The organism is Pseudomonas sp. BIGb0164 (assembly GCF_024810135.1).
Classification (GTDB): domain Bacteria; phylum Pseudomonadota; class Gammaproteobacteria; order Pseudomonadales; family Pseudomonadaceae; genus Aquipseudomonas.
Window position 1 is genome coordinate 37,441 of the sequence record NZ_JANUEA010000009.1, and the last position, 23,552, is coordinate 60,992.

Here is a 23,552-nt window from a genome sequence, read left to right on the forward strand (position 1 = left end):
TGAGTTCAACTCAGTCTGCTTTGTCGCCGCCCGCCAGGTTCTTCTTCGAGCCGGTCTTGAAGTCGGTCTCGTACCAGCCGCCGCCACTCAGGCGGAAGCCTGGCATGGACAACATCTTCTTGAGGTCCGGCGCCTGGCAGGCCGGGCAATCGACCAGCGGCGCGGCGCTGATCTTCTGAATGGCTTCCAACTGATGACCACAGGAAGCACATTGGTAGTCGTACATGGGCATGGCGATGTCTCGGCGATCAGAACGTTACTGCGCCACGCCTGTTCCGGGGCAACCCCTGCATGCGCAGCAAAGCGCGGGATTATATCTGTTAAATCGAGGCAGCGCAGCCGGCTTTCTGCCCGGGGCCGCGCCGCCCGTGAAGCGGGCCGGCCCCGGGCAGGCAGATTACTCCGGGTTGTGCGAACAGGCGCGGTCCGCGAGCACGTGAACCACGCACACGACCCTGACCAGCCCGCTGAAGTTCTTCACCCCGCCATAGCGCAAATGCACTTCCCGGTCGACGTAGGACAACAACGCGCTGACCGAACAGGCGTTGATCCTGGCGATCTCCGTGAGGATGTTCCAATAGATCAGCTCAAGCCGCAGGCAGGTGGAAAACCCATTGAGCCTCACCGACCGGGACAACGGCTTGGCCAACCCCATGTCGAACCCCTTGGCAAAGGGGTCGATCTTTATCTTATGAAAACCACCGGCTTCCATCACTCCATTACCCACTCCGCGTGACATACACCTGACACTCCATTGCCAAACAGCCGCCCATGGGTTTCTCCCATTGGGCAATGGGCCTTATCAAACAGCAGGAAACAAAAGGCAGCCAGAAGACGGGGAGCTGAACGTTGTAGGACAACGCCAGGAAGCGCAGAGAAACAAGTGGGCGGCGCCAGGACAGCGCCACCCGGTAGGTAGGGTTACTGGTTTTCGAGCAGGGAACGCAGCATCCACGCGGTTTTCTCGTGAACCTGCATGCGCTGGGTCAACAGGTCGGCTGTCGGCTCGTCGCTGACCTTGTCAAGCAACGGGAAGATACCTCGTGCAGTTCGCGTGACCGCCTCCTGGCCCGCCACCAGTTGCTTGATCATCTCTTCGGCACTGGGCACGCCCTCCTCTTCCTTGATGGACGACAGGCGGGCATAGATCGAATAGGCACCCGGCGCCGGAAACCCCAGGGCACGGATGCGCTCGGCGATGGAGTCCACGGCCAGCGCCAGTTCGTTGTACTGCTCTTCAAACATCAAGTGCAGCGTGCGAAACATGGGGCCCGTGACGTTCCAGTGGAAGTTGTGGGTCTTCAAATACAGTACATAGGTATCGGACAGCAGCCGTGAAAGCCCATCGACGATGGATTTACGGTCTTGTTCGCTGATACCAATATCGATTGCCATGTTTTTCCCCTTCAATTGACGAGCATTCATTGATCAGGTGCAGGACCACTCTAGCAAGAGTGCAGACGGCATGCAGCCCGATGCCCGGGTACAAGGTGCGGCAAATCGCCCCCCACGTGCGAATGACGCCGGTCCGCACTAGGTAGGAAACATCGCCAAAAGCACGCTGAAAAGCCCGCACCTGTCTAGGACAAGTGTTTGACGCAGAAATGCCCTGCTCGCTGTAACACCCCGAAATGCTTGATTTGAGTAGGCACAGCCTTTGCTGTTAAATAGACGACGTGTGGCTGCCGTTATCGTTCTGCGGCACGTCACATAGGCTGATAACCGCGCACGTGCTCAACGCCTCCCATTGTTCAGAAGCGAACCGTGCCAGTCAGCTCTTCCGCGTGATCCATCTTAAAGTGAGTTAATCAAAATGTTGAAAATCGTCCACCTGCTAACGGGCGTTGCAGCGTTGCTGCTGTCCTTTATACCGAGCTTGCAACAGGGAAGCCCTCCCTACCTGGAACAACACGACGCTCTGTACCTGGCCTTGTTCGGCCTTCTTAACCTGACGCTGGCTCCAGTGATTCCTTACTGGAACAAAGGCACGCGTCATCAACTGCAAAACCTGGTCAGTGCGCTGCTGGTGCTGACCGTTGTCGTACAAACCCTCACCCTCCTGGCACCGATGCCTGAAGTGGGCGGCCATCCGGCCATCCTGCTCAGCCTGGTGATTGCTGTGGTCGCCATCGTTCTTCACCTGGCCATCAGCTTCTACCGTTCGTCCCCTGCGGCCGCCTCGCAAAACTACGACATGACCAACCGGGATACCGGGACCGTCAAGTGGTTCAACACCTCCAAAGGCTTCGGCTTTATTTCCCGCGATTCGGGCGACGACATTTTCGTCCATTTCCGGGCTATCCGCGGCGAAGGCCATCGTGTCCTGGTCGAAGGCCAGCGCGTGGAGTTTTCCGTCATGAACCGTGACAAGGGCCTGCAAGCCGAAGACGTGATCGCGGCACTGCCACGTCGCTGATTGCACCCTCGCCACAAAAAAACCGCGATCCAGCCTTGCTGGATCGCGGTTTTTTAATGCCCGGCTATCAGTGGCGAACCATTAATAGTGTGGCGGTGGCGCTTCTTCTTCCGAGGTCTCGAACTGGCCGCCCATTTCTTCCTGACGCTTGAGCAGTGCAGTCATCTGCAGTTGCAGGCGTTCGACCGCCCGCTGCTGGGTGACGAGGATGTCATTGAGGGTCTCGATGGTGTCGTCCTGGAAAGCCAGGCGGCTTTCCAGGTCCGTCACACGGTCTTGCAAATCCATAAGTCAGTCCTGCCACTCAAGCGTGGGAAAAGATGAAGTCAGCCGGTAACAGTTCACGCAAGCGCGCGCGAATCGCGGCCACCTGATCCTCGGTGTAAGGCTGCGCCGGATGCTTGCCCCATACCGGAGCAGGCCAGGCAGCGTCATCACGCCTGCGCACGATCACATGCACATGCAATTGGCTGACGACGTTACCCAGCGCACCAATGTTCATCTTGTCGGCGGCCAGGCCTTCGTTCAGCACTTGCGCCAAGGCCGTCGTTTCCCGCCACAACGTTTGTTGATCGGCGACATCCAGTTGAAACACTTCGCTGATACCGTTGATGCGCGGCACCAGGATGAACCATGGATAGTTCGAGTCATTGGACAGCAGCAGGCGGCACAGCGGGAAGTCCCCGATGGCCAGTGTGTCTTGTTGCAGGCGTTGATCTAGGGCGAACACCGCGGGCACTCCGTTCGGCAGGTCAGTTTCAAGGGCCCAGCATACCTGCGAATGCCCGGGGCTTCACGGCGAATACAGCTCGAACAATGAGCGCCTGGGCCAGATCCGGCAAAAAAACTGCACCCTTTCGAGGCAGTCCGATATTTGAGCTACGCTAGACCGGGCCTCAACGGGACGCACCAAAATGACCCACCTGTGCCTCAAAGGGATCCGCCAAGTACCCACTCATGAGGGTGAACCGGTAACGTTTTTGCCTGGCACGGGTTTTGTGTACCCCCGAACCGATGGAATGGCTGGGCGTCAAGCCCAAACCAAACGGCGTAAAAAGCCCGTGCTTATGCGGTTTTTACATTGCTGTAACGCTTTTCACGAAAAAATGACATTCGGTTACCGGTTTGTGCACGCTTGTTGCATTCACCCACACATCGTCGGCAACGACACGCGCCAGGAGGCCGGTGTTTCGCGATAAAAAACAGTAGCGTTTCAATGCGTATCCAGGACGGAATCAAACTTCCAAAGGGTTTGAAAACAGCATTGAAGTTGTCAGTCCGGGAACATTCGGACTGTGAATTTGCGACATGGAGCTAGCAATTTACGACAGCCTCGTAAAGAAGCTGAAAGGATAGATGGGTAAGTATCGTCAATAGAGTCTGCGTGATATAACTTTGCGCCGACACAAAAAAGAAAGAGCCGCCCAGATAAAAATACAGGTGGGACGGCAGTACTCTTCCTAAAACCAAAGGAGCAAATCACGATGCGCGTGATGAAGTGGAGCATGATCGCCCTGGCTGTTTCAGCAGGCACCTCGCAGTTCGCAATGGCGTCCGCCCAGGACGATTCCAAGGGCTTTGTTGAAGACAGCACTTTCAGCATCAACACTCGCCTCCTGAACTTTGGTCGCGACTTCCGTAACAACGACACCGGCAAAAGCCGCGTCAACGAAACCGGCCTGGGCTTCAACGGCCTGTTCCAGTCGGGCTACACCCAAGGCACCATCGGTGTCGGTGTTGACGTCATCGGCCTGCTGGGCGTGAAACTGGACAGCGGCAAGGGTCGTTCGGGCACTGGCCTGTTCCCAACCGGTTCGGACGGTCGTGCACAAGACGATTACTCCAAAGGCGGCGGCGCTGTTAAGTTCCGCATCTCCGACACCGTGCTGAAAGTCGGCGACCAATACACCACCGCTCCTGTCTTCGCTTCCGATGACAGCCGTTTGCTGCCAGAGCTGCCACAAGGTATCTCGATCACCAGCAACGAAATCAAAGGCCTGAAACTCGAAGGCGGTCACTTCACTTCCAGCGTGGCACAAGCACAGACTTACCGTGACAGCCTGGGCCTGACCAAAACCGACTTCATCGGTGGTGTCTATGCCCTGACTCCAGAAGTCAGCGCCAGCCTGTACTACGCGAAGACTGAAGACTACTGGAAGAAAACCTACGCCAACCTGAACTGGACTCACGCGCTGAGCAACGACCAGTCCCTGGCCGTTGACTTCAACATCTACAGCACCAAGAGCGATGGCGCCGGCCTGCAACGCGCAGAAAAAGACGGCACCACCAAACTGGATAACCGTGCGTACAGCCTGCAAGGCGCGTACACCATCCAGGCTCACACCTTCACCCTGGCCTACCAGAAAGTCAGCGGCGACGGTGACTACGGCTACGGCGTAGACGGCGGCGGCACGATCTTCCTGGCCAACTCCATCGCCCGTTCCGACTTCAACGCTGAAGACGAGAAATCGTTCCAGGCTCGCTACGACCTGAACATGGCCACCTTCGGCGTGCCAGGCCTGAGCTTCATGACTCGTTACGTGAAAGGTACCGGCGCGAACACCGCCGACACCTCGAACGGCAAAGAGTGGGAACGCGACATCGAAGCCAAATACGTGATCCAGAGCGGCCCGGCAAAAGACCTGAGCCTGCGCGTACGTCAAGCGACCTATCGTTCGTCTGACGGCGTGTACTACGGTTCGGCGTCCATCGACGAACTGCGTCTGATCGCGCAATACCCGCTGAACATCTTGTAATAGCTCGTTTGATTACAACGATGGCTTAAGGCTTCGGCCTTAAATAAAAAGCCGCCCCCTTGCAAACAAGGGGGCGGCTTTTTTATTGCTGTTTTATTTCAATCGAAAAATAACTAGCAAGCTAACTAACGAGATTAACCCGTCGACCTCGAACCTGACCTTTTGGCCAAGTTCGATGCCCTTGCACTTAGTTACTTCGTAACACTTTCCTGCATCACTCGAATAACTCGCTGTGGAAATGGAATATCAATCCCGGCAGCCTTCAAGCGGTCACGTGCAAGTTCATTGAGCATGAACACTACATCCCAGTAATCCGCCGTTTTGGTCCAGCAACGCAGGGAAACCGTGATCGAGCTGTCCCCCAGGGTCGACACCACCGCCACCGCAGCCGGATCGGCCAATACCCGTGGGTCCTTGGCCAGTTCCAGCAGGACTTCACGCGCCTTCTGCAAGTCGGCTTCATAGTCCACGCCCACGTCGAATACCACTTTGCGCGTCGGCTGACGGTTGGTGTTGGTGATCAGGCCGTTGGACAGGCTGCCGTTGGGGATGATCACGGTCTTGTTGTCGCCGGTGCGCAACACGGTATGGAAGATCTGGATGCTGTCGACCGTGCCCGACGTGCCCTGTGCTTCGATCCAGTCACCAATGCGGAACGGGCGGAACAGCAGGATCAGCACGCCGCCGGCAAAGTTCGCCAGGCTGCCTTGCAGCGCCAAACCGATGGCCAGGGTGGCGGCACCGATCGCGGCAACGAACGAGGTGGTCGCCACGCCGATCATCGACGCCACGTTGACCACCAGCATGACCTTGAGCGCAATGTTCGCCAGGCTGGTGATGAAGTGTTGCAGCGCCAGGTCTGCGTTACGCAGGGCCAGCAAACGCCCCACTCGATGAGTCAATACGTTGATCAACCACCAGCCGATGGCCAGGGTGATCACCGCCAGCAAAAACCGGCTGCCGTATTCCATGATCATCGGGATCCACGATTCCGAGGTCTTGATCAGGTGATCCACTTCAGCGTTCAAATCCATCTACATTCTCCTGTCTAGCGGATGTTCGGTGTTTTCAGGTGCCCAAAAATGCAATTGAGCCCCGCAGGGCTCAATAGTAGGCAATGGCTCTGGGGCGTGGGACGCCAAAAACGCCCTCAGGTTCCCCAAAGTGCCATCAGTCGCGAAAGTTATTGAACTGCAGCGGCATGTCGAAGGTCTTGGCGCGCAGGGCCGCGATGGCCTCTTGCAGATCGTCACGCTTCTTGCCGGTAACGCGCACCTGCTCACCCTGGATGGCGGCCTGGACCTTGAGCTTGGCGTCCTTGATATGGGCCACGATCTTTTTCGCCAGCTCCTTGTCGATGCCTTCCTTGAGCGTCGCTTCCTGCTTCATCAGCTTGCCGGAAGCGTAGGCGTCCTTGACTTCAAGGCATTGCACGTCGATCTTGCGCTTGACCAGGGACAGCTTGAGGATTTCGATCATCGCTTCCAGCTGGAAATCGGCTTCAGCGGTCAGGTTGACAGTCAGTTCCTTTTCCTTGAACTCGAAGCTGCCCTTGCCTTTCAAGTCATAGCGACGGTCCAGTTCCTTGACGGCGTTCTCGACGGCGTTGGTGACTTCGTGTTTGTCCAGTTCGGATACCACGTCGAACGAAGGCATGTCATTTCTCCAATATAAGGGGCGGGCTCAGTAGAGATGGAGCGCGCCCGAGCTAAAATGCCGGGGCATTATAGCGGTTCTTTCGCCCCGTTCATCGTGGGCGCCCCAACGGAGCACAAACAGATGTCGACCACCTGGCACATTCTCGGCGCGGGCAGCCTGGGCACTCTCTGGGCCACACGCCTGGCCCGTGCGGGCGTGCCCGTCCGGTTGATACTGCGCGATGAAGCGCGCTTGGCCAGCTACCAGGCGGCAGAAGGCCTGACCCTTGTAGAACAGGGTGTCTCGAATACCTACCCGGTAATCGGCGAAACGCCCGACAGCCCGGGGCCGATTCATCGCCTGCTGGTAGCGTGCAAAGCCTACGACGCCCAAAGCGCCGTCGCACAGTTGCAGAACCGACTTGTACCGGACGCCGAACTGGTCCTGCTGCAAAACGGCCTCGGCAGCCAGGGCGCGGTGGCGGCCCAGTTACCCCAGGCCCGCTGCATGTTCGCCTCCAGCACCGAAGGTGCGTTTCGCGACGGCGACTGGCGCGTGGTGTTTGCCGGTCATGGCTATACGTGGCTGGGGGACGCTGCCCATCCAACACCCCCGCTGCTGCTCGAAGACCTGAGCGCTGCCGGCATCCCCCACGAATGGAGCACCGACATCCTCACCCGCCTGTGGCGCAAGCTGGCCCTCAATTGCGCGATCAACCCACTGACCGTGCTGTATCAATGCCGTAACGGCGGCTTGCAGGCCCATCAGTGCGAAGTGGCGACCCTGTGTGCGGAGCTGGCCGAACTGCTGGAGTGCTGCGGCCAACCCGCAGCCGCCCACGACCTGCACAGCGAAGTGGAACGGGTGATCCAGGCCACCGCTGCCAACTACTCCTCGATGTATCAGGACGTGGCCAACGCCCGACGCACCGAAATCAGCTACCTGCTTGGGTACGCTTGCCTCGCGGCGGCTCGCCATCAATTGACCCTGCCGCACCTGCAACAAGTGCAAGCGCGCCTGGTCGAGCAGTTGCGCGCACGCGGATTGCCCAGCGACTGAACCACGCGCTACCCTGCCTACTTGTCTATTGCCTGCGAAAAACCTGATGCCACTGCGCCAGCGTCTAGAAAACCTACCGGTCGGGCAGAAACTGCTGGCCGCCTTGCTGGTGCTGCTCACCACCGTGTTGCTGGTGGCCAACCTGACTTTTATCAGTGCGGCCTACTGGATCTCCCAGGAAAGCATGGCGCCCCAGGCCCTCCAGGCCATTGGTCGGCTGGTGTCCAACCCGGCGCTCGCCGCCGAAGCCCTCGAATCCCCCTCCAAGGCCGACGCGCTCCTTAACGAACTGACCAGCTATTCACCGCTGCGCGCGGCGGCGCTGTACGACGGCGAAGGCAACCGCCTGGCCCAGATGCAACACGGCGATCGCCTGCACTTGCCGGACAACTACCGGCACATCGAAGCCTGGCGCGTCACCGAGTTTCGCAGTAACCAGGTCATCACCCTGCCCCGTGCCGGCCAGCCTTCCGGGCACCTGCTGCTGGTGGCCAGCAGTGAGCTGCCGGTGGCCTTCTACACCGGCACATTGACCGCCAGCCTGGGCATCCTGATTTTCAGTGTGCTGTTGTGGCTGATCATCGCCCGTCAGATCAAGCGCCTGATCACCCGGCCGATCCACGAACTGGAAGAGCTGTCGCGCCAGGTCACCCGCGAAGAGAACTACGCCCTGCGCGCCGGCCGTGGCAACCACGACGAAATCGGCAGCCTGGCCGAAGCCTTCAACACCATGCTGTCACGCATCGAAGCCCGTGAGCAGCAGCTCAAGCGCGCCCGTGACGATTCCCAGGCCGCCTACGACCAGGCCCAGGGCCTGGCCGAAGAAACCCGCCACACCAACCGCAAGCTGGAACTGGAAGTCCAGGTGCGCAGCAAGATCGAGAAAAAACTCACCGGTTTCCAGAACTACCTCAATAGCATCATCGACTCGATGCCCTCGGCGCTGATCGCCCTGGACGAACAGCTCTACGTGACCCAGTGGAACCAGGAAGCCAGCGCGCTTTCCGGCACGCGCCTGGATGAAGCGCTGAACCAGCCGATTTTCCTCGCCTTCCAGCCGCTCAAGCCCTACCTGCCCCAGATCAAGGCCACGGTCGAACAACACACGGTGGAACGCATCGAGCGGGTCACCTGGGTCAAGGACGATGAGCCCAAGCATTACGCCCTGACCTTCTACCCGCTGATGGGTGGTGCCGGGCGCGGCGTGGTGATCCGCATCGACGACATTACCCAGCGCCTGTCCCTGGAAGAAATGATGGTGCAGTCGGAAAAAATGCTCTCGGTGGGTGGGCTCGCCGCTGGCATGGCCCACGAGATCAACAACCCCCTGGGCGCGATCCTGCACAACGTACAGAACATCCGCCGGCGCTTGTCCCCCGACCTGCCCAAGAACCTGGAGCAGGCCGAACAGGCCGGCATCGAGCTGGACACCGTCAACCGCTACCTGCAAAGCCGCGAGGTGCCGCAACTGCTCGACGGCATCCAGCAAGCCGGTGCACGGGCGGCGAAGATCGTCACCCACATGCTCAGTTTCAGCCGGCGCAGCAACCGGCAGATGGCGCCTTGCGACCTGCCCGCGCTGATTGACCAGGCGGTGGAGATCGCCGGTAACGACTTCGACTTGACCATCGGCTTCGACTTCAAGGGCCAGGCGATCATCCGCCAGTTCGACCCGCAACTGGGCCCCGTGCCCGGCACCGCCAACGAACTGGAGCAGGTACTGCTCAACCTGTTGAAAAACGCCGCCCAGGCGATCCACCTGCGCGAAGACGACAGCGAGCCTGGGCGCATCATCCTGCGCACCCGGCTCAACCCGCCGTGGGCGGAAATCCAGGTGGAAGACAACGGCATCGGCATGAGCGAAAACGTGCGCAAGCGCACCTTCGAGCCCTTCTTCACCACCAAGGAAATCGGCCAGGGCACCGGGCTTGGGCTGTCGGTGTCGTACTTCATCATCACCAACAACCACAAAGGCCAGATGGAAGTGCACTCCACGCCGGGCCAAGGTACGTGCTTTACCTTGCGCTTGCCGCTGGCCGGCAGCCAACTGCCCCCCTACGAACTTACCCAACTGGAGCACTGACCATGGGCTTTCGCCTGTCGAAGATCTACACCCGTACCGGCGACAAGGGCGAAACCGGCCTGGGCGATGGCCGCCGTGTGCCCAAGGACCACCCACGGGTGGAGGCCATTGGCGAGGTCGATACGCTGAACAGTCAGTTGGGGTTGCTGTTGGCCAACCTGGAAGAACAGAGCGGCAAGCACCCTGAACTCAAGGACGTGATCGAAGTGCTTACGCCTTGCCAGCATCGTTTGTTCGATCTGGGCGGCGAGCTGGCGATGCCGGTGTACAAGGCGTTGAATGCCGCTGAAGTGGACCGATTGGAAGCGGCGATTGACCGCTGGAACGAGGAAGTGGGGCCGCTGGAGAACTTCATCCTGCCCGGGGGTTCGGCGCTGATTGCCCAAGCCCATGTATGCCGCAGCCTGGCGCGCAGTGCAGAGCGGCGGTGTCAGCAGTTGAATGCGGTGGAACCGTTGGACGGCGTGGGGTTGGCGTATATCAATCGGCTGTCGGACTTGCTGTTTGTGGCAGCGCGGGTGATTGCCAGGCGCCAGGGTGTGGCGGAGGTGTTGTGGCAGGCGGCTGCCAAACCCCATTAGTTTTCAGTGCCTGATCTGACGCCTTCGCGAGCAAGCCCGCTCCCACATTCGACCGCATTCCAAAGGTAGAACTCGGTCAAGTGTGGGAGCGGGCTTGCTCGCGAAGAGGCCCGTCAGAACACCATCAAACCTCAGGCCAGAACGCCCGGATGCCAGCAACACCCTGGGCACCGGCTTCCCAAGCCTGCTCCCGCTCAGCCGGCCCAACGCCACCCAGCAGAAACACCGGCTTGCTGAACCCACTGATCAAAAGCGCCGCCTGCTCCCACCCCAACGGCTGCGCGTCAGGATGAGTCTGGGTCGGTTGCACCGGCGACAGCGTGACAAAATCCACGTCCATCAACTCGGCCAGCGCCAGTTCCTCGGCATTGTGGCAAGAAGCCGCCAACCAGCGGTCCTTGGGCAGCGGCCGGCCTTTGCTCGCGTATTTGCGCAGTTGCGCCGAGGTCATGTGCCAGCCCGCCGAGGGGAAATCCCCCAACCACTCAAAGGGCCCCTTGAGCATCAGTTGCGCCTTGCCCGCACACAGGCCCACGGCGTCCACCGCCAAGTCCCGGTATTTAGGGTCGTAGCCGTTGGGCGCACGCAGTTGAACCAGCTTGATGCCACCGGCAATGGCTTTCTGGATACCGCGCAACAATGCGGGGGTTTCCAGCTCGCCAGGCGTGATCAAGTACTCGGCAGGCAAACGCGCTGCGGCAACGATGGGCGCATTGGCTGCCGGGAACTCGTAGTTGATCAGGTCCCGCTGGGCCACCCATTCCAACGGCTGCCCTTCGGCACCATGGGGTTCGCCGGTAAAGGCCGAGACTTCCCAGACATCCAGTAATACCTGTTTGTCCGGGTAGTCATGCTGCACCTTGATCAACGGGCGTGCCGCCGTGACCTGAATGCCCAGCTCTTCCTGCAATTCGCGGGACAGGGCGGTTTCAACCGACTCATCGGCTTCCACCTTCCCCCCGGGAAACTCCCAGAGGCCGCCCTGATGCTGGGTATCGGCGCGGCGCGCCAGCAGGATCCTGCCGTCGACACCGCGGATCACCGCTGCTGCTACATGCACTCGTTTCACCGCGCTTATCCTCTTAGGTACGGTATTCCGCGTTGATCTTCACGTACTCGTGGGACAGGTCAGTGGTCCAGATGGTTTCGCTGCACTCACCGCGGCCCAGCTCGATGCGGATGGTGATTTCTTCCTGCTGCATCACCGCCGAGCCCTGGGCTTCGGTGTAGGTCTCGGCACGCGCGCCACGGCTGGCGATGCACACGCCGCTGAGGAACACGTCGATCTTGCTCACGTCCAGGTCTGGCACGCCGGCACGGCCGACGGCAGCCAGGATACGGCCCCAGTTCGGGTCGGAGGCGAACAGCGCGGTCTTGATCAGTGGCGAATGCGCCACGGTGTAACCCACGTCCAGGCATTCCTGGTGGTTGCCGCCGCCATTGACTTCAACGGTGACAAACTTGGTCGCGCCTTCACCGTCACGCACGATGGCCTGGGCCACGTCCATGCACACTTCGAACACCGCCTGCTTCAACGCCGCGAACAGCGGGCCGCTGGCCTCGGTGATTTCCGGCAGGTTGGCCTGGCCGGTGGCGATCAGCATGCAGCAGTCGTTGGTGGAGGTGTCGCCATCGATGGTGATGCGGTTGAACGACTTGTTGGCGCCGTCCAGGATCAGGCTGTGCAGCACGTCACGGGAGACTTTGGCGTCAGTGGCGATGTAACCGAGCATGGTGGCCATGTTCGGACGGATCATGCCTGCGCCCTTGCTGATGCCAGTTACAGTGACGGTGACGCCGTCGTGTACGAACTGGCGGCTCGCGCCTTTTGGCAGGGTGTCGGTGGTCATGATGCCGGTGGCGGCGGCAGCCCAGTTATCCACAGACAGGTCGTCCAGCGCGGCTTGCAGGGCACCTTCGATCTTCTCGACCGGCAGCGGCTCGCCGATCACGCCGGTGGAGTACGGCAACACTTGGCTGGCATCAACCCCAGCAAGCTGGGCCAGCTTGGCGCAGGTGCGCGCAGCGGCCACCAGGCCTGGCTCGCCGGTCCCGGCGTTGGCATTACCGGTGTTGGTCAGCAGGTAACGAATGTTACCGGCTACGCGCTGCTTGGCCAGGATCACCGGTGCTGCGCAGAACGCATTGAGGGTGAACACGCCAGCGACGGTTGAACCTTCGGCACAGCGCATCACCACCACATCCTTGCGCCCCGGGCGCTTGATGCCGGCCGAAGCGATACCGAGTTCAAAACCGGCGACCGGGTGCAAAGTGGGCAAAGGACCAAGACCAACAGCCATGAATGCGCTCCTTAAAAATGAGGTGATATCTGTGCCGTCGTAAGCGACGGTGAAATTAATGGCAAAACGCCGCGACGGCAAAGGCCGGTCGCGGCGCGGGGTGTTGCAGCGTCAGGCAAAAATCTTAGTTGATTTCGCCGTGGCAGTGTTTGAACTTCTTGCCCGAACCGCACCAGCACAGTTCGTTGCGGCCCAGCTTCTGGTCGTTGCGAACCGGCGTCTGGGCCAGGGCCACATCGACCTCTTCGCCCAAGACTTCAGGTTGCTCAAGACCCGGGGCTTCGTCGTGCTGGAACTGCATGCGCGCAGCCAGCGCCTCGGCTTCCTGACGCAGGCGTGCCTCTTCCTCGATCGGGTCTTCACGACGCACCTGAACGTGGGACAGCACGCGGATCGAATCGCGCTTGATCGAGTCCAGCAGCTCGGAGAACAGCGTGAACGACTCGCGCTTGTACTCCTGCTTCGGGTTCTTCTGGGCGTAGCCACGCAGGTGGATACCGTGACGCAGGTGATCCATGGTCGACAGGTGGTCTTTCCACAGGTCGTCCAGCACGCGCAGGACAATCTGCTTCTCGAAGGTGCGCAGTGCTTCGGCACTCGCCTGCTCTTCTTTCTCGTTGTATGCGGCCAGCAGCTCGGTCATGAGCTTCTCGCGCAGGGTCTCTTCGTACAGGTGGTCGTCTTCGTCCAGCCATTGCTGAACCGGCAAGTCCACACCGAAGTCGCTCTTGAGTGCCGCTTCCAGGCCGGCAACATCCCACTGCTCTGGCAGGGACTGTGGCGGAATGTGTGCGCTGACGGTGGCGTTGAGCACGTCCTGACGGAAGTCAGCGATGGTCTCGCCAATGTTGTCGGCGGCCAGCAACGTGTTACGCATGTGATAGATCACTTTACGCTGTTCGTTGTTGACGTCGTCGAACTCGAGCAGTTGCTTACGAATGTCGAAGTTGCGGCCTTCAACCTTGCGCTGCGCTTTCTCGATGGCGTTGGTCACCATGCGGTGCTCGATCGCTTCACCGGACTGCATGCCCAGAGCCTTCATGAAGTTCTTCACGCGGTCCGAGGCGAAGATGCGCATCAGGCTGTCTTCCAGCGACAGGTAGAAGCGGCTGGAACCGGCGTCACCCTGACGACCGGCACGACCACGCAGCTGGTTGTCGATACGGCGCGATTCGTGACGCTCGGAAGCGATCACCTGCAGGCCGCCGGATTCCAGCACGGCCTGGTGGCGTTTCTGCCAGTCGGCCTTGATCTGGGCGATCTGCTCGGGGCTCGGGTTTTCCAGGGCCGCGACTTCCACTTCCCAGTTGCCGCCCAACAGGATGTCGGTACCACGACCGGCCATGTTGGTGGCGATGGTCAGTGCGCCTGGGCGACCGGCCTGGGCGATGATCTCGGCTTCTTTTTCGTGGAACTTGGCGTTGAGGACCTTGTGCTCGATGCCTTCCTTGTTGAGCAGGTTGGACACGTGCTCGGAAGTCTCGATGGTGGCAGTACCGACCAGAATCGGGCGACCCTGGGCCATGCCGTCCTTGATGTCATTGATGATTGCCGCGTATTTCTCTTCAGCCGTCAGGAACACCAGGTCGTTGAAGTCTTTACGCGCCAACGGCTTGTTCGGCGGGATGACCATCACGGCCAGGTTGTAGATCTGGTGGAATTCGAACGCTTCGGTGTCGGCCGTACCGGTCATGCCGGACAGTTTGTTGTACAGACGGAAGTAGTTCTGGAAGGTGGTGGACGCCAACGTCTGGCTTTCGGCCTGGATGTTGAGGTTTTCCTTGGCTTCGATGGCCTGGTGCAGGCCTTCGGACAGACGACGCCCCGGCATGGTACGGCCGGTGTGTTCGTCGACCAGGACCACCTGGCCGTCCTGCACGATGTATTCGACGTTGCGGTGGAACAACTTATGGGCGCGCAGGCCGGCGTAAACGTGGGTCAACAGGCCCAGGTTGTGCGCCGAGTAAAGGCTCTCGCCTTCAGCCAGCAGGCCGATCTGGGTCAGCATGTCTTCGACGAACTGGTGACCGGCTTCGTTGAGTTCGACCTGGCGGGTCTTCTCGTCGATGGTGAAGTGACCTTCTTTGGTCACCACGCCTTCAACTTCTTCAACGTGCTGGGTCAGGCGCGGAATCAACTTGTTGATTTCGGTGTACAGGCGCGAGCTGTCTTCGGCCTGGCCGGAGATGATCAGCGGGGTACGGGCTTCGTCGATGAGGATGGAGTCGACTTCGTCGATCACGGCAAAGTTGAGTTCGCGCTGGAATTTTTCTTCCATGCTGAACGCCATGTTGTCGCGCAGGTAGTCGAAACCGAATTCGTTGTTGGTGCCGTAGGTGATGTCGGCAGCGTAAGCGGCGCGTTTCTCTTCCGGCGGCTGGAACGGCGTTACCACGCCGACGGTCAGGCCGAGGAATTCATACAGCGGGCGCATCCAGTTGGCGTCCCGGCGAGCCAGGTAGTCGTTCACCGTCACAACGTGCACGCCCTTGCCGGACAGTGCGTTGAGGTAAACGCCCAGGGTTGCCACCAGGGTCTTGCCTTCACCGGTACGCATTTCGGCAATCATGCCTTCATGCAAGGTCATGCCGCCGATCAACTGGACGTCGAAGTGGCGCATGCCCATGACACGCTTGCCGGCTTCACGGGCGACCGCAAAGGCTTCGGGAAGCAGCTTGTCGAGGGTTTCACCTTTGGCTATGCGGGCCTTGAACTCTTGGGTCTTGGCGCGCAATTGGTCGTCCGACAGGGCAACCATCTGCTCTTCGAAAGCATTGACCAGTTGCACCGTCTTGAGCATGCGTTTGACTTCGCGCTCATTCTTGCTTCCAAAAAGTTTCTTTAACAAAGGCGCAAACATATCGGCAGGTTCTTCCACACATAGGGATGGAGGGCGCACCGTGAGTGGCCCGAGCAGCCCTCACGGCCGCATGCGAACGCGCATTCTACCCGGAATCGTGGGTGAGGAAAGTGGCGTTGTTCCCCGATGCTGGCATGGTGCTGTGAGAGGGCCTGTTTAAAATAAGGGCTTTTACCGGAACTTCAACCCATGGAGCGCAGAAGTTACCTATTGATTTGGCAAGCGTTGACCTGCAGTTGCATTGCCCGGGGGCCTGCGGGCGCTTTCTGTTAAGATGGCGGCTCTGTTACTTAAGGTGTCTAAACATGGCATTTCGCCCTCATACAGCTCGCATCCCCAGCGTGTTGCTCCGCGAAGCCAAGCCGTTGAAAGCCATCTTTGGCCACGCGCAACGCCTGGGCCATCTGCAACGCCTGCTCGAAAGCCAATTGCAACCGGCCGCACGTGAACATTGTCATGTGGCGTCCTGGCGTGAAGGCAATTTGCTGTTAATTGTCACCGACGGTCATTGGGCCACACGCTTGCGCTACCAGCAAAAACGCCTGCAACGTCAATTGATGGCCTTCGATGAGTTCGCCAACCTGATGCGCATCCAGTTCAAGGTGCAGCCGCCTACCGTGCAACAAGGCGCAGCGGGCCACACGATGGACCTGTCGGTAAATGCCGCCGAAACCATCCAGGCGACGGCCGACGGCATCAGCGACCCCGGCCTGCGCGCCGCCCTGGAACGGCTCGCCGCCCACGCCAAGCCCAAGGCCTGAACCGTTACTTGCGCTTGCTGCCACCCAGCAACGACCCCAGCAACCCCCGCACCAACTGGCGCCCCATCTGATTGGCCGCCTGCTGCATCGCGGATTTCAGCGCCTTGCCCGCCGTAGTGCCCAGAAAGGCCCCCGCCTTGTCCGTGAAACTTGGCTCTTCGGTAGCCGGCTTGGCTTCTTCGGTCGTCCCCAGGTCTTTGCGCGCCATCAGCACTTCATAGGCCGACTCCCGGTCAATCGGTTTGTCATAGCGCCCCAGCAACGGTGAACTGGCAATCAGCGCCGCGCGTTCGGCCTCGCTGAGCGGCCCGATACGCGACTGCGGCGGCGCCACCAGTACGCGCTGGACGACTTCCGGCGTGCCTTTTTCCTGCAGCGTGCCCACCAACGCCTCACCTGTGCCCAGCTCGGTCAGCACCGCCAGGGTATCGAAGGTGGGGTTCGGCCGAAAACCGTCTGCCACTGCCCGCAGGGACTTCTGCTCCTTGGTGGTGAACGCCCGCAGGCCGTGCTGGATGCGCAGGCCCAATTGCGCCAAGACCGTGTCAGGCAAATCCCCCGGAGACTGTGTGACAAAGTAAACGCCGACACCTTTGGAGCGAATCAAGCGCACCACTTGCTCCAACCGCTCCTGCAACGCCTTGGGCGTATCGGCAAACAGCAAGTGGGCCTCATCAAAAAACAGCGCCAGCAACGGCTTGTCGGCATCGCCGCGTTCGGGCAATTGCTCGAACAACTCCGCCAACAGCCACAGCAGGAAGGTCGCGTACACCTTGGGCGCCTCATGCACCCGGCGGCTGGCGTCGAGCAGGTGGATACGCCCTCGCCCATCACTGGCGGGTTGCAGGATGTCTTCAAGCTGCAGGGCCGGCTCGCCAAACAAGGCCTCGGCGCCCTGTTGCTCCAGGACCGCCAGGCGCCGCAGCAGGGCCTGGCTGGAGCCGGTGGTCATCAGCGCCGCGTCCTCGCCCAGCAATTCCGGGTGGTAGCGCAGGTGGTTGAGCAGCGCCTTGAGGTCCTTGAGGTCCAGCAGCAGCAAACCTTCGCGGTCGGCCACCTTGAAGGTCGCGTAGAGCGCCGACTGTTGGCTGTCGGTGAGTTCCAGCAGCGCGCCGAGCAACAATGGGCCCATTTCGCTGATGGTGGTGCGCAATGGATGACCGGATTGCCCGTGGATATCCCACAGCGTCACAGGGTAGGCCTTGGCGGTGTACCCCAGGAAAGGCATGCCGGCGATGCGCTCGGCCACCTTGCCCTGCGGATTGGCTGCGGCCCCGAGGCCACACAGGTCGCCCTTGATATCAGCCGCGAACACCGCGACGCCCGCGTCGCTGAAGGCTTCCGCCAGGCGTTGCAAGGTGACGGTCTTGCCCGTGCCGGTCGCACCGGCAATCAGCCCATGGCGGTTGGCCAAGCGCATGGCCTGGGCGATGGGTTGGCCGTCCAGGCCCGCGCCGATAAGGAGTTGCGTGGTATCAGGCATTTCGTCACCTCTGGTTAATCTTTAGTGCCGCCAGGTCGATATAGAGAGGTGTGAGACCCACAAAGTCTAAAAATAGGTCGGATAGTTCCTACAGGGACCAACGGAGCTATCGCAAGAAATATCACACCTTTTTTGACGCTGCCATTTTGCGCATCCCATAAGGACGCGCTTCGGATAATAAGACCTTAGCGGACCCTACAAGCCATGAATAAAAATCTGCGCTTCAGCCACAAAATCCTGCTTGCAGCCTCCCTTATCGTCATCGCCGCATTTGCGCTGTTTACCCTCTACAACGACTACCTGCAACGCAACGCCATTCGCGACGACCTCAACAACTACTTGCATGAAATGGGTGATGTCACCGCCAGCAACATCCAAACCTGGCTCACCGGGCGCATTGCCCTGGTTGAAAACGCCGCACAGAACATCGCCATCAACCCGGAACCCTCCGCCGTTGCCAAGCTGCTCGAACAGAAAGCCCTGACGTCATCCTTCATGGCGACCTACGTGGGTGACAGTAAAGGCGCGTTCACCATCCGCCCTGACACCAAGATGCCGGACGGCTTCGACCCGCGTGTTCGCCCCTGGTACAAAGGCGCCCAGGCCAGCAACGGCTCGACGCTCACCGAGCCCTACATCGATGCCGCGACCGGCAAACTGATCATTTCCATCGCCACGCCCAGCACCCAGGGCGCCCAGAGCATTGGCGTCGTGGGCGGCGACCTGAGCCTGCAAACCCTGGTGGATAACATTGGCGCGCTGAACTTCGGCGGCATGGGTTATGCCTTCCTGGTCAGCGCCGATGGCAAGGTCTTGGTACACCCGGACAAAAACCTGGTGATGAAGACGCTGGCCGATGTGTACCCAAAAAACACGCCGACCATCAGCACCGGCTTCAGTGAGGTCGAAGCCAACGGCAAGGACAACATCGTGACCTTTACACCGATCAAGGGTCTACCCTCGGTGAACTGGTACCTCGGCATTTCGGTGGATAAAGACAAATCCTTCGCCATGCTCAGCGAATTCCGCACCTCGGCGGTGATTGCCACGCTCATTGCCGTGGTGATCATCATCGCCCTGCTCGGCATGTTGATCCGCATCCTGCTGCAACCGCTGCACGTGATGACCCGCGCCATGCAAGACATCGCCGACGGTGAAGGTGACCTGACACGCCGCCTGGCCATTCAGAACCACGACGAATTCGGCACCCTAGGGAACGCGTTCAACCGCTTCGTGGAGCGCATTCATACGTCGATCCGCGAAGTGTCCTCAGCCACCGAGCAGGTCAATGAAGTGGCACTGCGGGTGGTGAGCGCTTCCAACTCATCGATGATCAATTCCGACGAGCAGGCCAACCGCACCAACAGCGTGGCGGCGGCCATCAATGAACTGGGCGCCGCTGCCCAGGAAATCGCGCGCAATGCGGCGCAAGCCTCGCACCAGGCCAGCGATGCGCGGCACCTGGCCGAAGATGGCCAGCAGGTGGTGGAGCGCAATATCAAGGCCATGAACCAGTTGTCCGAAATGATCAGTGCTTCGAGCAGCAATATCGAAGCGCTCAACAGCAAGACGGTCAATATCGGGCAGATTCTCGAGGTGATTACCAGCATCTCCCAGCAAACCAACTTGCTGGCACTCAACGCCGCCATCGAAGCGGCCCGTGCCGGGGAAGCGGGTCGCGGGTTCGCCGTAGTGGCCGATGAAGTGCGCAACCTGGCCCATCGCACCCAGGAATCGGCGCAACAGGTGCAGAAGATGATCGAAGAGTTGCAGGTCGGTGCCCGGGATTCGGTCAGCACCATGGGCGAAAGCCAGCGCCATAGCCACGACAGCGTAGAGATCGCCAACCTGGCCGGTGAGCGCCTGAACAGCGTGACCCTGCGCATTGGCGAGATTGACGGCATGAACCAATCGGTGGCCACCGCCACTGAAGAACAGACCTCGGTGGTCGAGTCGATCAACATGGACATCACCGAGATCAACACCCTCAATCAGGAAGGCGTCGAAAACCTGCAGTCCACCCTGCGTGCCTGTGCCGACCTGGAACAACAGGCGGCGCGCCTGAAACAACTGGTGGGCAGTTTCCGGATCTAACCCGCGCGGGGCGTTACTTACCCTCCGGTTCGGCCTTGCCCTTCTCTTGCTCCCACAGCTCGGCGGCACCCGGAAATTCGGTGCCGTCGTCGCTGCTCAGTTCTTCCGGGTCAAACCGGCTCAAACAGCCCTCCCCCAGGGTGGCCGGGGCCTTGGAAGTGGCCTTATCCAGTGGATCGCTCATGCTCTAAACCTCTGCGCCCAACAAAGAAAAAGGGCCTGGGACGATTTAACGCCCAGGCCCTTCATTCTTCAATCAAAACCCTTGGATCAGAACACGACGGTCTTGTTGCCGTGCACCAACACGCGGTCTTCCAGGTGGTAACGCAAGCCACGGGCCAGGACCATCTTCTCGACGTCACGGCCGAAACGCACCATGTCTTCGATGCTGTCACTGTGGCTCACACGTACCACGTCCTGCTCGATGATCGGGCCGGCGTCCAGCTCCTCGGTGACGTAGTGGCACGTCGCGCCAATCAGCTTCACGCCACGCAGGGAGGCCTGATGGTAAGGCTTGGCACCAATGAACGACGGCAGGAAGCTGTGGTGGATGTTGATCACCTTGCCGGCGTATTCACGGCACAACTCCGGTGGCAGGATCTGCATATAGCGCGCCAGTACCACCACATCCGCCTCATGCTGCTTGACCAGGCGGGAGACCTCGGCGAACGCCGGCTCCTTGTCCTGCGGGTTTACCGGGACGTGGTAGTACGGGATGCCGTGCCATTCGACCATGCTGCGCAGGTCGTCGTGGTTGGAGATCACACAGGCGATCTCACAGTCCAGCTCGTCGCTGTGCCAGCGGTGCAGCAGATCGGCCAGGCAGTGGGACTCACGACTGGCCATCAGCACCACGCGTTTTTTCTGCTCGGTGTCGGTGATCTGCCAGGTCATCGAGAACTCTTCGGCGATGGGCGCAAAGGCCTCGCGAAACGCTTCAAGACCAAACGGCAACGTATCGGCACGAATCTCGTGACGCATGAAGAACCAACCGCTGAGATTGTCCGAGTGATGGCTCGCCTCGGTGATCCAACCGTTGTGGGAAGCCAGAAAGTTACTGACCTTGGCAACGATGCCAACCCGGTCCGGGCAAGCAATCACCAGCCGAAAAGTGCGCATTAGGGGGAAACTCCAGAACTTCGCAAAGGCCGCCATTCTAGCGATTGCGCAGAAAATCTGCAGTATTCCTTGTGGCTTATTCTGATCCCCCGTGCCAGCCACACCCCTTAATAGCGTAAGGTTTTACCCTTGCTACATGGCGGTACAACGGCAAGATCAGGGAAATATCAAAAAACAACGGCGATTATCTTTAGGCCTACGACCTACTAATTAACTCGATTGCATAGCTTCGCCACAAACATTCAAAGTAATTCACATAAATGCCTTGTTAAATGTTTACTTGACGAAATTGCCTGACTATTATTGCCCCACTCCCCTTGTTCAACCCGCGCTCTACATAAGGTAGTCCCCATGTCTCTGATCAACGAATACCGTGCCACCGAAGAAGCTATCAAAGAGCTGCAAGCCCGTTTGAAGAACCTGTCCCAAGACGACAAGCTGCAAACCGAGCTGGAATTCGAAGGTAAACTGCGCGCCCTGATGGGTGAATACTCCAAATCCCTTCGCGACATCATCGCGCTGCTGGATCCAGAGTCAAAAGTTAAAGCGCCACGCGGTGCTGTGAAAACTACTGGCACCAAGCGCGCTCGCAAGGTCAAGCAATACAAGAACCCACACAACGGCGAAGTGATTGAAACCAAAGGCGGCAATCACAAGACCCTGAAAGAGTGGAAATCCAAGTGGGGCGGTGACGTGGTTGAAGGCTGGGCAACCCTGCTGGGCTAAGCCTCATCGGGTGTTAACCTGATACGCAACACATTAAAAACGCCAGCTTGCTGGCGTTTTTTATTGCCTGGGTATTTTGTTGTTACCCGATTACAGATTCAGGCGAGCCGCTAAAGAATCGGCATACACCTGCCATTGGTCGAGTACCTGACGCTGAAACGGCGTAGCACTAACAACCAACTCCTCAGCGGCCTGTTTAAATGCCTCAAGGGTATTGGGCGCTCCCCATTCCGCGCTCGACAAACGCTGCTGACAAAAAAGTTTCCAGCGCTGTTGCTCCTCGCTGTTCAAGGTTTCAGGAAAGTTACGCGCACGGTAGCGAAACAATAATTCCGGCAAACGATGATCATCGAAAGGCCACTGCTCACGCGCGAGTTGCAGTGGTTCAGCTGCTCGCACTTGTTCACATAAACGACGATCACGATCACCGATAAATCCATCGTAGAGCTGCTGCTCCGGGTCCGCACTCGGTTCGAAATCTTCCTCGGCGTAAATGGCTGCCAACTTGTCCCGCCACACTTCCTGTGCGTCAGTTAGTCGCAGCGCCCTTGCCAGGCAAGTCTCCTTATCCAGCTGAAGCCGCTGGAGGTCCGGCCCACGCAGCACATTCAATGGGGCGACCACCGGGCAACGGTTGATATGCACCAACTTGAGCGGCACCGGCAATTCGCCGTCGGCCAATTCATCACGACGCGTGTAAAGGCGTCGGCGCAACGTATCGGCATCAAGGTCCAGCAAGCCTTGTGGATCCAGCCCCAGATCACACACGATCAGCGCATTGCGATTGCGTGGGTGCCAGGCCAGCGGCAGCACGATACCCAGGTAATGACGCTCGGCAGAAAATCTCCCCGAAATGTGCACCATCGGTTGCAGCAGGCGCACCTGATCCATCACCCGTTGCTTGCTGCGCAGTTGAAACAGCCACTCATACAACTTGGGCTGTTTCTCTCGGACCAGACGCGCCAGGGCGATGGTGGCACGCACATCGGACAGCGCATCGTGAGCCTGCCCATGGTCGATGCCGTTGGCCTCGGTCAGTCGCTCCAGTTTCAGGGTGACGCGCCCATCCTGTTCGGGCCAGACGATCCCTTCAGGTCGCAGCGCGTAGGCGGTGCGAACCACATCGATCAGGTCCCAACGGCTATTGCCACCCTGCCATTCACGGGCGTAAGGATCGAAAAAGTTGCGGTACAGGCTGTAGCGCGTCATCTCATCGTCAAACCGCAGGGTGTTATAGCCGGCACCGCAGGTTCCCGGAGCAGCCAGTTCGGCGTGCACCCGGGTCATGAAGTCGGCTTCCGCCAACCCCTTCTGCGCCAGGACGCCAGGCGTGATACCGGTGATCGCGCACGCGGCCGGGTGCGGCAGGATGTCATCGCTGGGCTGGCAATGAAGATTGACCGGTGGGCCGACCTCGTTGAGTTCGAGATCGGTACGAATCCCGGCAACCTGCAGTGGGCGATCGCTGCGCGGGTTGATGCCGGTGGTTTCGTAGTCGTACCAGAAAATGGTGGTCACGGGCTGTTCCTGTACTGAAGATCGGCAAAGTCTAGGCGCTGCAAGGCGTCAGAGGCCAGCGATAGATTACTGTACAAATACCCAGTAAAAACTTGAATGGTTGCTTCCACCGTCGACACTGCTAGCATCCGTGTCACTCAGCCGCTCTGCACTGCCAA

Annotated in this window: 22 protein-coding genes and 1 pseudogene; 9 read left to right on the forward strand and 14 right to left on the reverse strand. The window is 59.6% G+C overall.

From position 1 onward, the window contains the following. Window positions 1-10: 10 nt before the first annotated feature. From M2394_RS22485 to M2394_RS22495, 3 genes are all read right to left on the reverse strand, one after another. A complete protein-coding gene (locus tag M2394_RS22485; protein WP_178921795.1) occupies window positions 11-232 on the reverse strand; it encodes an FmdB family zinc ribbon protein in 222 nt (73 codons plus the stop codon). A 165-nt stretch (window positions 233-397) separates the two neighbouring features. Beyond that, entirely contained in the window at window positions 398-739 is a 342-nt protein-coding gene (locus M2394_RS22490) for a ribbon-helix-helix domain-containing protein (RefSeq protein WP_259174638.1), read from the reverse strand. A gap of 182 nt (window positions 740-921) precedes the next feature. Further along, window positions 922-1,395: a Dps family protein gene (locus M2394_RS22495; protein WP_176994313.1), complete on the reverse strand. Its 474-nt coding sequence runs from the start codon at window positions 1,393-1,395 to the stop codon at window positions 922-924. A gap of 418 nt (window positions 1,396-1,813) precedes the next feature. On the opposite strand from M2394_RS22495, the gene M2394_RS30400 reads away from it, so the two are divergent. Beyond that, window positions 1,814-2,416 carry a cold-shock protein gene (locus M2394_RS30400; RefSeq protein WP_083356990.1) on the forward strand — a complete coding sequence of 201 codons (603 nt, stop codon included), beginning with the start codon at window positions 1,814-1,816 and terminating at the stop codon, window positions 2,414-2,416. Window positions 2,417-2,497: 81 nt separating this feature from the next. Here the strand turns inward: M2394_RS30400 and M2394_RS22505 are convergent, their stop codons facing one another. Further along, window positions 2,498-2,704: a SlyX family protein gene (locus M2394_RS22505; protein ID WP_015885618.1), complete on the reverse strand. Its 207-nt coding sequence runs from the start codon at window positions 2,702-2,704 to the stop codon at window positions 2,498-2,500. 16 nt (window positions 2,705-2,720) lie between these two features. After that, complete coding sequence (locus tag M2394_RS22510; RefSeq protein ID WP_178921791.1) at window positions 2,721-3,146, reverse strand: HIT domain-containing protein; 426 nt, start codon at window positions 3,144-3,146, stop codon at window positions 2,721-2,723. A gap of 754 nt (window positions 3,147-3,900) precedes the next feature. Here M2394_RS22510 and M2394_RS22515 point away from each other — a divergent pair. Beyond that, window positions 3,901-5,172, forward strand: a complete 1,272-nt coding sequence (locus M2394_RS22515) for an OprD family porin (RefSeq protein WP_178921789.1) — start codon at window positions 3,901-3,903, stop codon at window positions 5,170-5,172. A gap of 191 nt (window positions 5,173-5,363) precedes the next feature. Here the strand turns inward: M2394_RS22515 and M2394_RS22520 are convergent, their stop codons facing one another. Together M2394_RS22520 and M2394_RS22525 are read right to left on the reverse strand one after the other, a co-directional pair. Beyond that, window positions 5,364-6,206 (reverse strand): mechanosensitive ion channel family protein, encoded by an 843-nt coding sequence (locus M2394_RS22520; RefSeq protein WP_178921788.1) that lies wholly within the window; start codon window positions 6,204-6,206, stop codon window positions 5,364-5,366. Between the two features lie 136 nt (window positions 6,207-6,342). Then, the gene (locus M2394_RS22525) at window positions 6,343-6,828 is read right to left on the reverse strand and encodes a YajQ family cyclic di-GMP-binding protein (protein WP_178921787.1); all 486 of its coding nucleotides are present in this window, start codon (window positions 6,826-6,828) and stop codon (window positions 6,343-6,345) included. Window positions 6,829-6,951: 123 nt separating this feature from the next. On the opposite strand from M2394_RS22525, the gene M2394_RS22530 reads away from it, so the two are divergent. From M2394_RS22530 to M2394_RS22540, 3 genes are read left to right on the forward strand one after another with little or no spacing between them, the layout of a single operon-like run. Beyond that, window positions 6,952-7,869: a putative 2-dehydropantoate 2-reductase gene (locus tag M2394_RS22530; protein WP_259174641.1), complete on the forward strand. Its 918-nt coding sequence runs from the start codon at window positions 6,952-6,954 to the stop codon at window positions 7,867-7,869. 46 nt (window positions 7,870-7,915) lie between these two features. Then, window positions 7,916-9,952 carry an ATP-binding protein gene (locus M2394_RS22535; protein WP_259174642.1) on the forward strand — a complete coding sequence of 679 codons (2,037 nt, stop codon included), beginning with the start codon at window positions 7,916-7,918 and terminating at the stop codon, window positions 9,950-9,952. Window positions 9,953-9,954: 2 nt separating this feature from the next. Further along, entirely contained in the window at window positions 9,955-10,533 is a 579-nt protein-coding gene (locus M2394_RS22540; RefSeq protein ID WP_259174643.1) for a cob(I)yrinic acid a,c-diamide adenosyltransferase, read from the forward strand. 124 nt (window positions 10,534-10,657) lie between these two features. Here the strand turns inward: M2394_RS22540 and M2394_RS22545 are convergent, their stop codons facing one another. The 3 genes from M2394_RS22545 to secA form a co-directional block, all read right to left on the reverse strand. Beyond that, window positions 10,658-11,602, reverse strand: a complete 945-nt coding sequence (locus M2394_RS22545; protein WP_178921779.1) for a Nudix family hydrolase — start codon at window positions 11,600-11,602, stop codon at window positions 10,658-10,660. 13 nt (window positions 11,603-11,615) lie between these two features. Next, window positions 11,616-12,833, reverse strand: coding sequence for a bifunctional glutamate N-acetyltransferase/amino-acid acetyltransferase ArgJ (gene argJ / locus M2394_RS22550; protein WP_178921777.1), 1,218 nt, complete (start codon window positions 12,831-12,833; stop codon window positions 11,616-11,618). Window positions 12,834-12,957: 124 nt separating this feature from the next. After that, window positions 12,958-15,693 (reverse strand): preprotein translocase subunit SecA, encoded by a 2,736-nt coding sequence (secA, locus tag M2394_RS22555; RefSeq protein WP_259174644.1) that lies wholly within the window; start codon window positions 15,691-15,693, stop codon window positions 12,958-12,960. Between the two features lie 305 nt (window positions 15,694-15,998). On the opposite strand from secA, the gene M2394_RS22560 reads away from it, so the two are divergent. Next, window positions 15,999-16,454: a DUF721 domain-containing protein gene (locus M2394_RS22560; RefSeq protein WP_259174645.1), complete on the forward strand. Its 456-nt coding sequence runs from the start codon at window positions 15,999-16,001 to the stop codon at window positions 16,452-16,454. 4 nt (window positions 16,455-16,458) lie between these two features. On the opposite strand, the gene M2394_RS22565 is transcribed toward M2394_RS22560, so the two are convergent. Next, window positions 16,459-17,937, reverse strand: a complete 1,479-nt coding sequence (locus tag M2394_RS22565) for a DUF853 domain-containing protein (RefSeq protein ID WP_259174646.1) — start codon at window positions 17,935-17,937, stop codon at window positions 16,459-16,461. 204 nt (window positions 17,938-18,141) lie between these two features. On the opposite strand from M2394_RS22565, the pseudogene M2394_RS30545 reads away from it, so the two are divergent. After that, window positions 18,142-19,173, forward strand: a pseudogene (locus tag M2394_RS30545) (cache and HAMP domain-containing protein); the annotation flags it as partial. A gap of 93 nt (window positions 19,174-19,266) precedes the next feature. Further along, window positions 19,267-20,031: a methyl-accepting chemotaxis protein gene (locus M2394_RS30550; protein WP_405046581.1), complete on the forward strand. Its 765-nt coding sequence runs from the start codon at window positions 19,267-19,269 to the stop codon at window positions 20,029-20,031. A gap of 13 nt (window positions 20,032-20,044) precedes the next feature. Here M2394_RS30550 and M2394_RS22575 read toward each other — a convergent pair whose 3' ends face one another. Both M2394_RS22575 and purU read right to left on the reverse strand, forming a co-directional pair. After that, window positions 20,045-20,215: a hypothetical protein gene (locus M2394_RS22575; RefSeq protein ID WP_178921768.1), complete on the reverse strand. Its 171-nt coding sequence runs from the start codon at window positions 20,213-20,215 to the stop codon at window positions 20,045-20,047. Between the two features lie 86 nt (window positions 20,216-20,301). Next, window positions 20,302-21,150: a formyltetrahydrofolate deformylase gene (gene purU / locus M2394_RS22580; protein WP_176994328.1), complete on the reverse strand. Its 849-nt coding sequence runs from the start codon at window positions 21,148-21,150 to the stop codon at window positions 20,302-20,304. A gap of 351 nt (window positions 21,151-21,501) precedes the next feature. Between purU and mvaT the strand changes: the two genes are divergently transcribed. Then, window positions 21,502-21,876, forward strand: a complete 375-nt coding sequence (gene mvaT, locus M2394_RS22585; protein ID WP_178921766.1) for a histone-like nucleoid-structuring protein MvaT — start codon at window positions 21,502-21,504, stop codon at window positions 21,874-21,876. 90 nt (window positions 21,877-21,966) lie between these two features. Here mvaT and sbcB read toward each other — a convergent pair whose 3' ends face one another. Next, a complete protein-coding gene (gene sbcB, locus M2394_RS22590; protein WP_259174648.1) occupies window positions 21,967-23,394 on the reverse strand; it encodes an exodeoxyribonuclease I in 1,428 nt (475 codons plus the stop codon). Window positions 23,395-23,552 lie beyond the last annotated feature (158 nt).